Source organism: Faecalibacterium sp. IP-3-29 (assembly GCF_023347335.1).
Taxonomy (GTDB): Bacteria; Bacillota; Clostridia; order Oscillospirales; family Ruminococcaceae; genus Faecalibacterium; species Faecalibacterium duncaniae.
On the sequence record NZ_CP094471.1, the window covers coordinates 899,958 to 913,462 of the forward strand.

Consider the following 13,505-nt stretch of genomic DNA (forward strand, 5'->3'; position numbering starts at 1 on the left):
TGCAAAACACAATGTTTCTGAAAATAGCGTTCAAAATATATGCAGAGCCGTTAGTCCGCAAAGGATGCGAATTATCGGCTCAATGGTTTTCTTTTATTTGTAATCATTACTTTTCCAATTCCAGATATTCTTGTCCCATGAAGAAGATTTTCAATTCGTTTTGATCTACTTCTATCTCAAATTCTACACTACTATTTCCCTGTGTAACACAGATTATATCCGAGTAAGAAAAACTATAATATGCGTCACCGCAGGATAGACCCGAATCGGGCATATCTTTACTCACAGCAAGTTCCCCGTTTTCTTGAAAGGTAAATATCTCCTCAGCATTTGCATCCTTCCATGTGCCAATAATATCTTTTTCGTTCTGAATGCGATTTACTTTACCAACACATACAATGGCAAGTATAACTGCACCAACAGTCAAAGCAATGCCTGCAACTCTCTTTACCAGTTTCTTTTTACGCAATTTCTATTACCTCTGTTTCAGTTGCTTTGTTAGATTGAATGATTACATATTGCTCAATTTCAGTTCCTCTACAATTTCCACCTTTGATACGCTTCTAACAGCAAACAGCATAGCGATACATACCATAGCGCCGACAGCCATAACTGCAAGAGCATAAATACCGCCGTTCATATAAAAAGCAAATGGTGTCATACCCGACGATATGAAGTAGTAGATAGCACAATGAATCAAAAAGCTCACAGGCAACGCAAGAACCAATGCTTTTACGCCGTACAAAACAGCTTCGAGCAATAGCGTACATTTTAATCCTTTGGCAGTCATACCAACAGAACGCAGAACAGCAAATTCGCTTCTTCTCAAATGAATCGTATTCGAGATAGTGTTACAAACATTCAAGCTGATAATAACCGTCATCAGGATCGAGAACAGGCAGATTACCAGTTTTGCAATCGTATATACCTGTCTGGAATTATTCGTTGCGGCTGCAATGTCCACAGTTTGCGGAAATCCTCTGTCAGCCAGACATTCCATTGCTTCTTTATGCTGTGCTGTCTGTATTCTCATTTCCACATAGGCGTTATCATCTATCAGCAAGTTAAAATAACTTAAAGGCACGATGAGGACAGCTCGATCTCTCACAAACATGGATTGGATATTTGCATTTTCTTCTGAAACGATTTCTTCCACGATAATCGGCAAGGCATCCTCGGATGCCCCCAGCGGAATGATTTCTGTTCCCGGTTCAATAAGAAACGGTGAGCCTGCAATTACCCGATTTTGTGCCGAATTATAGTATCCCATAGTCTGATTGAGCAAAATTCCATGATTGAAATTTGTCACATCCAGACTGAATCCATTTTCATCGCAAAAAGAGACAAAATGTTCTTCGTCCAATCCTACGACATATACCTCTGCTTTCGTACCATTGATAAAATATCCTTGCATATCAGGATTGATTTGTTCCTGCGAAAATTCAGCGGTCATATATCGCTGAAAAGAATAGGAAACATCCGCAGTGATATTTTCATCCGATAATGCCCCGATTGCGACAGGAATATCTTTGTATTGAATCATCGAAATCACATCAGTATAACAGGAACCGTCCTCCTTCATATCCAAGGATGTCTGATAAAGCATAAAATCAGAGAAACTATATAAGGAAAGGGCAATTACCACCGACAAGAAAATAGAGCCGGTAATCGCTCGGAAGCGTTTTGGATTACGCTTAATATTTTTTGCTGCTAACGAACCATAAATGCCAAAAACCAAAGAAACGATTTTTCCGTCACGGAATTTCTTTCTTGATACCGCATTGTTAGACTGGCGGATCGCTTCAATAACTGTAATTTTAGCTGCTTGCTTCACAGGCTTTCTACTTCCGAAGTACAAAGAAGCAATGCCGGATAATCCGCTGACGAGCAGGATCAATCCGTTTACCTTCAAGGACAGTTCTACGATGCCAAAAGTGAATGTTTCTCCAAAAGCTGCCCTGACCACACTTAATAACAGAGCAGATAGCAGGATACCAACAACCAATCCAAAGGGTATGCTCACCACTCCCAAAAGGAAGGCTTCTAAATATACGCTAAGGCGTTTTTGCCCTTTTGTGGCTCCAATACTGGATAGCATTCCCATCTGCTTAATTCGTTCCTGTAAGGAAATGGAGAGGGCGTTGCTGATCATTGAAGCAGATGCAGCCATCAAAAGACAAACGACCATGACCACCAAAGCAATCAGTTTTGCAGCTCCTTTACCCCCGGTAATTCCATGATAGACTAACAATTCCGAATGAAACTTTGCTACATGACTGTCTACTGCCGCAGCCACTTCTTCGGCTTCTGTATAGATCGAATTGGATAAATTCTTTGCCTTGACATACGCAGCAAAATCGGATGCCGTTTTGTCAACACCTGCAAAGGCATTATAGTTTGCTGCGATTTTTGAGTCATTCACATCTGACAGAATACCAACAACTACATACGCTTTCTCTTTTGTTGGAACGAAGCTTTCTTCTTCGCCCCTATAATTTGTCAGCCCGGAAAGCTGGGCATTATATTCATCCCAAATTCTTGAACCAAGAGTTAAAGAAATCGTATCTCCAATCTCTGTATTCATGTTGTTTTTCTTCAAAAAAGATTCTGAAATAACAATCTCATTTTCATCTTGCGGGAAACGCCCTGCAAGCAAATACTGATTTAACGAAAATCTTTGGGTAAAGTTCTCGTCAATCTCGCCAACGGAGAGCATTGTACTGTTGGATTTCTCCCCGTAAAAACTGTTTCCGGCAAAGCGGAGAAGCGAAACTTCGCCTACATTGTTTTGACTATATAGCTCTTGAACCTGCTCCCAAGTCAAATCCTCCATGTAGTAGTCATAATCGCCACCATACACTTTTTCTTTCTCTTTCAAAAAATCAACCAACGACCATCCCCCACAGAGAATAGCGGTTATCATACTGATTGACAAAAGAATGGTTAAAAGTGTGAGTAGGGTACGCTTTTTATTCGACAACAGATTCCTGAGTGTAAGCATGAAAATCATATTCATCAGCGTATCACCTCATCCCTCACAAGTCTGCCATCCTGAATTTCCAGAATACGGTCTGCCTGCATTGCGATTTCACGGTCATGGGTAATCAGGATCATTGTCTGGCGATAGACTTCATTGGATTCACGCAGAAGTTTCATAATATCCCTTGTGTTCTCCGTGTCCAGATTTCCCGTTGGCTCATCCGCAAGGATAATCGCAGGTGCGTTAATCAACGCTCGTCCGATTGCCACTCTTTGTTGTTGACCGCCGGATAACTGACTTGGCAGGTGCTTTCTACGCTTTACCAGTTTGAGTGTGGATAGCAGTTCTTTCAAACGCTCCTGATTGATTTTACGCCCATCCAATCGAATCGGCAGCGTGATATTTTCCTCGACAGTCAAAACCGGGATCAGATTATAAAACTGATAGACAAGCCCAACCTGCCTTCTTCTGAATACAGCCAATTCATCTTCATTTTGCTCATAAACATCCTGTCCATCCACAAATACTTTTCCCGAAGTCGGTCTGTCAACACCACCTAAAATGTGCAACAGGGTAGACTTGCCAGACCCAGATGCTCCAATGATTGCAACAAACTCTCCTTTATCGACGGAAAAAGAAACATCTGACAAAGCATGGACAGGAGCATTGTCCATTTCATAGGTTTTGCAGATATTCTCTACTCTTAATATCTCCATAAAAAGTTCCTCCATATATTTTTGCAATTCAGTATAGCAAAGCCAAGTGACTGCTTCATTACTTTTTCATTACAAAAATGTCACTTAAAAAGGGGCTGCATTAAGCAGTCCCCCGATAAAAGCAGATTTCAAATTTTGCACCGCCTGACTCCCGATTTTTCGCTTGGATGACACCACCCTGATTGACAATGATCGTCTTTGCCAGAGCCAACCCCAAACCGGCATTACCGATTGTAGAGCCACTTCCTTGATAAAATCGGTCAAATAAATGGGGGATGTCTTTTTCCTGAAAACCTGTTCCGCTATCCTCTATAATGATCTGTGTCAAAAGAGGTCTTTCTATTGCCTTGATTTCGATAGTGCTGCCCTCTGGTGAATGTTCGATACAGTTTTTGATTACATTCCCCAAGGCTTCAGCAGTCCAATCAGTATCAAGAGATAGTTTTAATTCTGCCGGAATCACTTGCGTGATTGTCTGCATTTTTAATTCTGCCGCAATCTCCAGAGGACGAATTGCTTTTTCTACCACATCTTTTAAGTATACCGCCTGTGGCTTTAGAGTAATCGTTCCTGCATCCAGCTTGGATATTTTCAGAAGTGTGGCTATCAGCCACTCCATTCTTGATAAGAGCATAGTCTGTTCGCGGATCAGCTCATACCTTTCTTCGTCAGTCAGTTCCTCATTACACAGAGAAGCATTTAAGATATTCAGCGATGTCAAAGGTGTTTTTAATTGATGTGAAATATCGGCTAAAGCATTTGCCAAATTACCTTTCTCCATTTTCAGAGCTTCTGCCTGTTCAATAAGCCGTCTTGTCATCTTGGATATTTCATCATGTAAAACAGATAACTCACCTTCTTGAAACTGCCCAAAAGAAATTTTTTCATCTCCATGTAACAGCCTATCAATATGCAAACTAAAATCAGCAATTTTCTTGTATCTCTGATATGTGAAAAAGAGGGAAACTGCACTGGATGAAATGATAGCCGACAGAACAATCCACACAGCTTTGCTATCAACGATAATGCCAATGCCGCCCCAAAATAGAATAAGAATACTGCTGACAACAATTTGCCTTTTAACTTCTTTATTTCTGATAAAGTCCATATCAACCCACCTTATAGCCAAGCCCACGAACGGTAATTATGATTTCCGGCTCCTGCGGATTGGTTTCAATTTTGTCACGTAGCCTTTTCATATAGACAGTCAATGTATTATCATTGATAAACTCCCCAGTAGTGTCCCATAAAAGCTCCAACAATCTTCTGCGAGAAAGGACAATACCTTTGTTACGCAAAAAGACTAACAGCAACTTATATTCCATAGCAGACAACAAAATCTCTTTCCCATTCTTTGATACGGTTGCTTGATTTGTGTCCACAACTAAGTCGAGGTAACTGATAATGTTTTGTGTGTTCTTAGTTCTCCTTAATACGCTGTTGATCCTTGAAAGCAGTTCTCTTGGTCTGAACGGTTTGCTGATATAATCGTCAGCCCCCATATCTAACCCAGCCACAACACTATATTCATCATCAGAAGCCGTTAAGAAAATAACTGGCATAGTTCCTCTTTCTTTAATTGCAGAACAAACAGAAAAACCATTTCCGTTTGATAATTGAATGTCCACCAAGGCTATATCGTATTGGTCGCTATCCAATTTTTCTATTGCTTCTTTTTGACCGGGAGCATTTTCGATTTTGAACCCTTCATTTCCTAAATAGTCTGATAATGAGGATACGATACTTTGGTCATCCTCCACTAATAACAATTTACTCATCGTGTGTTCTCCTTGTTGTCAGCTATAAATTCATTTTTATTTTGTTTATATCTTCCATCAGCCGGCTTTTGGGCATCTTGGGGAATTAGCCATGCACGAGGTAGCCGAACAATTCCATCAATGCGATTCTCCTCACACAGCTTTTGAACACGACGCACCGATATTCCCCAAAGTTTAGCCGCATCCTGTACTGTCATGTATTCAAACATAGTTTACCTCCGCATCAAATAGTTATATATATTATATACGCACAAACGAACAATATCAATGGGCTGTTTGTAAACACTTAAACACTAACTGTGTACGAATTAACTCGGCGCTAACAATTTCCGTCATCCTGTTTCGGATATTATTTATTTTTCCACCCAACCCATTCTGTCCGGGCAGCTACCTTTAATTTTTTGTTACGCCTCCTCTGCTGCGAGCAACTCTACCAAAACCGAAGGACCATATTTTCAGACTGCCGAGCGACCTCGACTGGTGCCAAACGATTTTGCTGAGGCGATAGAAAATAGAATTGCAATGTACTATAATAAAGGTGTGAAATTTTCCCTCGCTTCTGTAAGATTGTCCGCCAGATCCATAGTACATAGGTGAGGAGGTGGATACCTTGTTAGAGGATGTGAAGATCATTGAACTGTTCTTTGCTCGTACTGAGCAGGCAATAGCTGAACTTGCTGCAAAATACGGTTCAACTTGCAAAAGAATTGCAAACAACATTTTGAAATGCGAACCCGACGCAGAAGAATGTGTAAATGATACATACCTTGCTGCGTGGAATGCAATTCCTCCAGAAAGACCTGACCCACTCAGAACCTATATTTTTCGTATTACCCGCAATATCGCTACCGCAAAATACCACGCAAATACTGCACTAAAGCGAAACAGTTACTATGATGTTGCACTTGATGAGTTGGAAGAGTGCCTAACTTCTGCATCTACTATTGAACAGGAAGTGGATGCAAAGGAGCTGTCACAGGAAATTGATCGTTTCCTTGACAGCTTGGATCAGGAAAGCAGGGTTATGTTTGTAGCAAGGTATTGGTACTCAGATAGCATTACAGAAATTGCAAAGAGGCTTCGTACAACAAATAACAATGTGTCTGTTCGCCTTTCCCGAATCAGAAGCAAACTTAAAAATCATTTACAGAAAGCGGGGTATGATTTATGACACGAAAGAACATCTCTGACGCCGTTGGTGGCATTGGTAGCCGTCATATCGAAGAAACGGCGAGTTATCAGGCAAAGAAACAAAAAAGCATTTGGCTGAAATTTGGGGCAATTGCTGCGTGTCTCTGTCTAATCGTGGTGGGAGTGTTTAGTATGGGATTATTCGGCAAAAGTACAGAAACAGCTACATTAGGTGATGGAACTACCATATCTTTCACTAAAGCAGATACGGTAGCCTCTGCTCTGAGTTTGAACTTGCAAGCACGAGCATTGACCAAAGATGAGGTTCAGACTATTTTCGGTGATCTTCCGATTTCCGGAGATGCCCTCTTTACCTTGGACGATGTAGCATTTGTTGGCTTTGATGGTCATTACAGCGATATGAAATTTGTTGTTTCGCTGTCTGGGAACAATCTTATGGATACTACCGTAATTGGCAAGGGAAATGTATCTATGGTTGGAGATACGCCAGTTAAAGCTGGCTACTTCGTTACAAATGCAAACAGCGAAGGAATTAAGACTGTGATCTATTACGCCTATATCACATTTGATAACTATTCCATCTATATCGAAAATGCAGGCGGAGAAAGTGAAAGAGAGGCTGTTCGAGCGGAACTGATGGCAGCACTTGATAAGTTGTTGGAAAACTCTTTTGATTTTAAGTGATAGAATTCGATTAAATATTGCAAGCACCGGTATGGAAAACCCATACCGGTGCTTATTTTACGCTTGACGTATAGGGATTATCTCCATCCCCCTATGTCACAGACTTCACCTGAAGTTTCAACCTCCAGCACTTTTAACGTTCCATATCTCTGTTTTTCATCTTACGCTCAAGCCGCTCCGATCGCCGCCTTTGCCGCAGTTCTCGATCCATTGTCTTTTCCTGTGCATATTCGTCAAGATAGCCAGACACATCCCGTAGGCCACTCTCCATCAACCACCAACTGAACTTGTCGCCATAAGCCGCTTCAATGCGTTGGGCTGCTGCTTTCTCTCTGTCAGGTCGAAGTGCCTTCCGCTCCAGATAAAGCTGCAAGGAATCAAAGCCGGAAGCTTGCTCTTTCAGCTCGGCATACTCAGACAATGCAGCCTCCAGCTCTCCGGCATACTTATTCTCCTGCGCCTCAAGCCGTTTGAGATTATCTTCATAGCGGTCAATCTGGCGCTGGAAGATATCGCTTGTGGCGTCCTCTGGGTATTCCAGAGAATGAAGCAGCATAGCCTTTTCGCTTTTTAGCTCCTCTAACTTTTCCGTCAACTCGGCTATTTTGGAGGCAAGCTCACGGTGCCTGACAAAGTGGATCGCAGGAAGGGATTTCTTTTCAGCCAGTAGGGACTTCCGTTCTTTGGTTGTTTCCTTTATCTGCTGCACAAGGGAGCGGTACTGTGCCAGATTTGGCTTCAGAATATTCAAGGCACCGGTCATCTGTTTCTTGCTGCTGCGGATATGCCCTAACTGATAGCAGAAGATCAGCATATTTTCCCGCAGCTTTTCCAACGCTTCTGCAATAGCGGGCAGCGTGTTCTTCACCGCCTCCGTAATTTTCTTGAACTGCGCCTTCAGTTCCCGCAGGAGCCTGTTGTCCGCCTTGATCTGACGGTTGAGTTCGCACCTGTCGGACACGATACCTTTCTGTTCCAAAGCACGGGCAATCACGCCCTCGTGGATGGTGGGCTGCTCGTCAATGCCTCGCTCGACAAAGCTGCGGTGGTCGATGCGCTCCTCATGACCGTATCGCTCCAAATATTTGTTTGTCACATCTGCCCATGCTTTGCGCCAGATAAGGAGCTGTTCCTCGCTGTTCCAGCGTTCAGAAATGGGATTCTGTCTCCCGTATTTGGTGCTTTTGGGATACTTGCTGGCACGCTCATATCCATGTTCCTCAGCTGCGGATGGTGTCATATACACTTTCTTCCTGCCTACCTTGTACTGGTACTGTTTCTCCCATCCGTCAGCCTGTGCAGCCTTAAACTCGGCAGCGGTAAAGCCCCGTTCCTCACCGTCACGGCTGCAGAGATATTCCTTCTCCGTTTTGTATTGCCATTTGCCGCTTTCATCAAGCGGGCGCACCGTCAAGAGAATGTGGGCATGTGGATTATGACCCGGTGGATCAGGATCGTGGATTGCCAGATCGGCGCACATCCCGTCTGCGACAAATTGGTTTTGTACGAAGTCCGTCAACAGCGTCTGCCATTGCTCTAGGGACAACTCTATGGGCAGGGCTACCACAAACTCACGGGCTAAGCGGCTGTCCTTGGTTTTCTCGTTTTCCTCCACGGCGTTCCAGAGAACCTCTCGGTCTTGCCATGCGGGTGGGGCCATGTCCGGCAGGAATACCTCCTGCCACACAAGCCCCTGCTTTCGGGTGTAATCGTGCTGTACTCCGTCATAGTCATTGAGGATGTGGGAGCAGCTGAGATAAGCGGAGGCTGCACAGGCGGAGCGTCCGGCTCCCCGGCTGACCACCTTTGCCTCCAAGTGGTAAATTGCCATTTGCGTTCACCTCGATTCGTATTTTGTGAGGGGGTGGTAAAACGCCACCCCTTGGTTTCTGTTTCTCTTTGCAAAGAGAAAATGGGCTGCATTGCTGCCCATATCTGCGATAAAGCTGCCGGTGGCAGGTTTTCGCAGGCAGGAGGCGGGCAGAGTATCTGCCGGATTGGTGCGACAAGCAGCAATCTCTGCATCAGCAGAAGCGCCGACTGCACAGGGAATGCTGACTTGCGGCATTTCCTGCCCTCTCTGGAGAAGTGTCCGATGGACAGTTCGTGAAGAGCGCACGAGCCCGACCAACGGAAGGGATACCACCGCCTGCTTCGCAGGTGGTGAGTAAGTGCGCCCTTCGGGATAAAAAAGGAAGGGACGCCCCGGTTGCCCGGAACGCCCCTCGCAGATTAGTGTAGCTTCTCATATAACAAGTCCTCTAATTTTTCAAGCTCCATTTGCTGAGCCTCTGGAAATACTTTCTCCAAAACAGCGCCCTCCTGAATCAAGCGTCTGGTACGGGCCTTTCGCTCTTTCGCCCGATCCCGCATTTGTGCCTCCTCCAATCGGTGCTTGGCCTGCAATTCTTCCTTGGTCATGATCTTTTTATTTGCCATATCTGGCTCCTTTCTGCCGCTGGGCGGCTTCGTGATAGTAAAAAGCAGGGAACTGGTATCACACAGATACCAACTCCCTGCAGAACTGATGGTAAATTGTTTTCCTCATTCTGAGAATTGCCAATTTGGTAGCAAAGACGGATTGTATTGCCACCAACATAGTAGTAAAATCAAGAAAAGTAATTTCAAAAGCCGTCTGCAAAATCCAGCGCAGCTGAAATGTCCTCCTCGGTTTCCTCCGAAACAAGAGCAGCGGCAGGCTGTGCGCTCTGCATAAGCTGTAGGATACCGCCAAGGCTTACCGGCGTACAGCTCTGCAAGCTGCGTGAGATGGTATCCTCGATCCGGCTGAGGAAAGCGTCCTCCTTCTCCCGTGTTTCCAGATAGGGATCATCGGCAAGCTGCTTGCTACGGTCAAAGTAAGCGTTGACCGCCGAAACGACTGCCTTGCTGACTGAACGATATTCTCGCCTGTCAAGGCTCTGCAAATGCTCCCACGCCCTGCGGTCTGCTTCGTTCTCCAGATTCAGCCGAAGTGTTGTTGTGTAGATTTGCTTCATACAAGATCGCCTTTCTTTTGCATTTTCTGTGCAGACAGCAGCTCATAGCCCTTGGCTGTGGCGCAGATGTCATCATTGATCATCACCCGGCTGGCATCATATTCTCCGAAATTCTTCACCATGCAGCTTCCACCGCCGACAACATAGAGCCTCATCAGTTCCGGGTCATACTCATGCTCACGCAGTCTGCGGAAGATGCCTGCGGTGTAATCCCTCGCTGTGTTCTGGATAGCAGTTAGGTAGCGTTCGCTGATGTCTGCCGTCCCAAAGCGAATCACACGCTCCAGAATCGTATCATCTACCGATGCGCCAAACTGCCGCATGAGATTTTCCCGGACAGCAATCATGCACTGGTTTGTCCCGTACTTCTCCGTGAAGCACTTCTGAGATAGCGGACGGCGCTCGTTGATATACATGACATTCATCGTTCCGTTGCCAATGTCGCAAAGCATATTGATGCCCTTGAATCCCCGCAGTCTGTCCGCCACAGCGGAGAAGCCCTGCGGGAAGATGTCCGCTCCGGCAAACTCCACATGATAGCTGACACCACGGAAAATGAAATCCGCCATTTCATTCTGCAACAGGTACGCCTTGAAGCTATCCTTCTGTTCGCTGACCCAAGTAAGAGGGAGCCCCGCCGCCAAATGCACACGGGCAGAGGTCTGCTTGCGGATATTCAGCTCTCTTGCAATGGCAGCAAGGGTCAGAATATAGTAGTCACCGTCTGTCATTTTGTCAGAGATAAACTCCTTGTGACCTTCGCCCACGGTGTAATAGCTGCCGTTGTAGACAAGCAGATTGCTTTTGAAGGTCGGCTCCTTGTCAGAGATGATCACGCCCGTAGGAAAGCAGCAATGTGCAGTCTTGATATTCCCATAGCCGTGGTCGATGCCGATGATTATAGGGTTATTGTTCATATAGTTCATAGTTTGTCCTTTCTGCCGCTGTGCGGCCTTGAAAATAGATTGTTTGTGTACGGCTCTGTACGGTAAACGCCAGTGCTGTACGCCGCTGTACACCGATTGGTCTTTGGATTTTGCGTTTGCTTTGTCAAATCGCTGTTTATACCGCAAGAAAATGCGGTAATCGCAGCACATTGCACATAAAGAACGCTGATTTTGCGGTAAAATAGCTTTTTGAAAACGGAGTTGAGAACTGCCGTACATCGTGTACGGCATGTACGGCAGTTTTGAAGTCCAGTTCTCATATTTAATAAGGAAGCAAGTTCATCGCCTCCACTCCGATAAATCCACGCACCCGCTTTCCGGCTGCGTACACATTGTTGGTAGCCTCCACATTATAAAGCCGTTCATTCTGGGCCAGCTCTGAGCTGATACGATTTGCTGACATAGGCTTTTGTGCGTTGTCCTCGCACCAGCGGAGATAGGCTTCATAGATAGCCTTGGAGCTGGCTTCGCTGTCGGCCTTAAAGCGGATATAGCCCTCGGATTGCAAAAACTCGATCACATTGTTGCTGCTGCGCTTTACTGTCTCCATATTTTCTTTGGCTCTATCGCTGATGGTGAACTGATACTCGTTCCCAATCAACCGCCGCAGACCCTCCAGACACCACAAAAAGATGCCCTCACGCTCCTGTGTCAGCTTATCCACCAGAAATGGATCATCGGCTCGTCCTGCTGGCCTGTCCTTGGTGGTCAACACGATCTGCCTGCGGAAGAAGCCGTCTGACTTGTCGTGCAAAGCGGTTAAAGCGCCGTTGCCGAAGCAAAGAAAGCGGACATAAAGCTGGCTCTGATAGCTTTGAACACCCTTGCGTTCCATATCCATCTTGCACTCTGAGGTCACGATGGATTTGATATAGTTGGTCTTGGGCAGGGCACTCATATCCATATCGTCATCCACCATCAGCAGCTTGTTTTCCAGGTCTGCACGGCTGAAACGGTTGTTCTCTACCTTCTGGATGCTGGTGGTATTCATGTTATCTCCCAGCATGGAGCGCATTACAAGTCCGATTCGACTCTTTCCTTCGCCGCCCTTACCAATCATCAGGAGCATTTTCTGCCCCTTTGTGGTAGGCAATAGGCAGTAGCCCATATACTCCTGCAAGGTGGGAATGTCCTCCGGGACAAGCAGCTCGGATAAAAATTGCAGCCAGCGCACAGGCGGCGGTGCATCGGGGAGATAGGCCACACTCAGACGGTTGTTGCAATAGCTTTTGTCCTCGGTGAAACGCCCATCCAGAAAGAGTGTCCCGTTTGCCACATGGATACGGTCAGTCTCGATGGGCAGGGGCGGCGAATAGGCTTGCAGCTTGATACTGGCCAGCAGATTTGCCACCACCTTGGAAAGCCCGGAGGTCAGACAGCCGGAGATCTCCTCCAGAATGAGATTGCCGATTTGCGCCTCGTCCTCAATCAGTCCATCCACTGTGAACAGCCTTCCTCTGACACATTTCATGGGATGCTTTTTTAAGAACTGCTGACAAAACAGCACTTCGTTGATGCGTTTTCCATCATACCAATCGGGAATGCTTTCTTCAGGCGGCATAACCATTGGGGTATTCAATTCGTCCATAGGTTTCCTCCTTTCGCAGTTGTTCCAGACGCTCCTTTAGTGCTATGATTTCACCATCCGTCATCCAGTCCTGTACAATTTCCCGACGCTCATAGCTGTCACCAAAGGTGAGAATGTTCAGTTCATATTCAATCTGACTGAGCTTGTGGCAGGCTTCCACGAATAAATCATGGACTGGCTCATCCGGCGTTTGCGGCGCATAGTATGCTTTCCATTCCTCCAAGCAACGGTAATAGTCCGATAAAACAGAAAAGCACAGACGCTCGTTTTCTTTGAGCTTCTGTGCTTCTGTTCGGATACGCTTTGCATTGAGTGCCGCTGCGCTGGGCGGCTTGTCCGGGTCAAGATGAAAGTCTATCACCAGCTTCATGGCTGCGTCGTAGGGCTTGAGATCAAACAACCTTGCAGTGAAGTCAATGACATCTCCATGCTCTCCGCAGGTAAAGCAATAATAATGGTCGTTTGCCACATACAAGCTGGGGTGTCTGTCATTGTGAAAGGGGCAGAGCGCCTTGCCGTGCCGGTTGACCTCAAGGCCATACGCCTGTGCCGCTTCCCGCAGGCTGACGTTGTTTTTTACGGTTTCGAATAAATTCATGTGTCCTCCTTTGCGTAGAAAAAGCGGCTTGCCCTGATATAAGGCAAACCGCTTCCTCAAAAT

15 protein-coding genes are annotated in these 13,505 nt (G+C 45.6%); 2 read left to right on the forward strand and 13 right to left on the reverse strand.

The annotated features are described in order from the left end of the window. Nucleotides 1–106: 106 nt before the first annotated feature. From MTP40_RS04255 to MTP40_RS04280, 6 genes are all read right to left on the reverse strand, one after another. Nucleotides 107–469 (reverse strand): hypothetical protein, encoded by a 363-nt coding sequence (locus MTP40_RS04255; protein ID WP_055145343.1) that lies wholly within the window; start codon nt 467–469, stop codon nt 107–109. A 42-nt stretch (nt 470–511) separates the two neighbouring features. Then, entirely contained in the window at nt 512–3,016 is a 2,505-nt protein-coding gene (locus MTP40_RS04260; RefSeq protein ID WP_055145341.1) for an ABC transporter permease, read from the reverse strand. Beyond that, complete coding sequence (locus tag MTP40_RS04265) at nt 3,016–3,696, reverse strand: ABC transporter ATP-binding protein (protein WP_055145338.1); 681 nt, start codon at nt 3,694–3,696, stop codon at nt 3,016–3,018. Before MTP40_RS04265 ends, MTP40_RS04260 begins: the two co-directional genes overlap by 1 nt. Before the next feature lie 100 nt (nt 3,697–3,796). Further along, complete coding sequence (locus MTP40_RS04270) at nt 3,797–4,804, reverse strand: sensor histidine kinase (RefSeq protein ID WP_055145335.1); 1,008 nt, start codon at nt 4,802–4,804, stop codon at nt 3,797–3,799. A gap of 1 nt (nt 4,805) precedes the next feature. Further along, entirely contained in the window at nt 4,806–5,474 is a 669-nt protein-coding gene (locus MTP40_RS04275; RefSeq protein ID WP_055145332.1) for a response regulator transcription factor, read from the reverse strand. Continuing rightward, nucleotides 5,471–5,683 (reverse strand): helix-turn-helix domain-containing protein, encoded by a 213-nt coding sequence (locus MTP40_RS04280; RefSeq protein ID WP_055145329.1) that lies wholly within the window; start codon nt 5,681–5,683, stop codon nt 5,471–5,473. Before MTP40_RS04280 ends, MTP40_RS04275 begins: the two co-directional genes overlap by 4 nt. Nucleotides 5,684–6,084: 401 nt before the next feature. On the opposite strand from MTP40_RS04280, the gene MTP40_RS04285 reads away from it, so the two are divergent. Then, on the forward strand, nt 6,085–6,645 hold the full coding sequence (locus MTP40_RS04285) for an RNA polymerase sigma factor (RefSeq protein WP_055145326.1): 561 nt from the start codon (nt 6,085–6,087) through the stop codon (nt 6,643–6,645). Further along, nucleotides 6,642–7,310, forward strand: a complete 669-nt coding sequence (locus tag MTP40_RS04290) for a hypothetical protein (protein ID WP_055145323.1) — start codon at nt 6,642–6,644, stop codon at nt 7,308–7,310. Before MTP40_RS04285 ends, MTP40_RS04290 begins: the two co-directional genes overlap by 4 nt. Nucleotides 7,311–7,443: 133 nt before the next feature. Here the strand turns inward: MTP40_RS04290 and mobQ are convergent, their stop codons facing one another. The 7 genes from mobQ to MTP40_RS04325 all read right to left on the reverse strand — a co-directional run bounded on the left by mobQ (nt 7,444) and on the right by MTP40_RS04325 (nt 13,442). Continuing rightward, complete coding sequence (mobQ, locus tag MTP40_RS04295) at nt 7,444–9,141, reverse strand: MobQ family relaxase (RefSeq protein ID WP_055145320.1); 1,698 nt, start codon at nt 9,139–9,141, stop codon at nt 7,444–7,446. Nucleotides 9,142–9,147: 6 nt separating this feature from the next. Further along, nucleotides 9,148–9,378, reverse strand: coding sequence for a hypothetical protein (locus tag MTP40_RS04300; protein WP_055145317.1), 231 nt, complete (start codon nt 9,376–9,378; stop codon nt 9,148–9,150). 164 nt (nt 9,379–9,542) lie between these two features. Then, nucleotides 9,543–9,731, reverse strand: coding sequence for a hypothetical protein (locus MTP40_RS04305; protein WP_055145756.1), 189 nt, complete (start codon nt 9,729–9,731; stop codon nt 9,543–9,545). 203 nt (nt 9,732–9,934) lie between these two features. Beyond that, nucleotides 9,935–10,309: a hypothetical protein gene (locus tag MTP40_RS04310; protein WP_055145314.1), complete on the reverse strand. Its 375-nt coding sequence runs from the start codon at nt 10,307–10,309 to the stop codon at nt 9,935–9,937. Next, entirely contained in the window at nt 10,306–11,235 is a 930-nt protein-coding gene (locus tag MTP40_RS04315; protein WP_055145311.1) for a ParM/StbA family protein, read from the reverse strand. The genes MTP40_RS04310 and MTP40_RS04315 overlap by 4 nt, the downstream gene beginning before the upstream one ends. Before the next feature lie 283 nt (nt 11,236–11,518). After that, complete coding sequence (locus MTP40_RS04320) at nt 11,519–12,844, reverse strand: DNA primase family protein (protein ID WP_330375650.1); 1,326 nt, start codon at nt 12,842–12,844, stop codon at nt 11,519–11,521. Next, a complete protein-coding gene (locus MTP40_RS04325; protein ID WP_055145308.1) occupies nt 12,807–13,442 on the reverse strand; it encodes a CHC2 zinc finger domain-containing protein in 636 nt (211 codons plus the stop codon). Before MTP40_RS04325 ends, MTP40_RS04320 begins: the two co-directional genes overlap by 38 nt. Nucleotides 13,443–13,505 lie beyond the last annotated feature (63 nt).